Source organism: Deinococcus alpinitundrae (assembly GCF_009982895.1).
GTDB lineage: Bacteria > Deinococcota > Deinococci > Deinococcales > Deinococcaceae > Deinococcus > Deinococcus alpinitundrae.
In genome coordinates, this window is sequence record NZ_WXZL01000383.1 from 1 (window position 1) to 251 (window position 251).

Sequence of the window (251 nt, forward strand, 5' to 3'; positions counted from 1 at the left end):
TTGTGTAGTACAACTCCCCTAAGGCTAATTGAATTGCCGGTTCGTCTGGGGCAAGTTGCTCAGCAGCTAAAAGTTTTCTTTCCGAAACCTCGTATAATTCTTCAGTTTGATAAAGGTCGGCTTCCACCATCAATGCCGACACGTAAAATTCCGAATCTTCAGGAATCTTTTCTAGGTTCGCTAGAGCACGATCATTTTCTCCTTGGTCCACCAAAATTTCAGCAGCCAATACCGGTAATTCATGATCACCA

The 251-nt window shown here is 43.4% G+C and carries 1 protein-coding gene; it reads right to left on the minus strand.

Annotated features, from left to right (window positions below):
- On the minus strand, positions 1–251 hold a 251-nt coding region (locus GUI70_RS26030), incomplete at both ends, for a hypothetical protein (protein WP_368733657.1).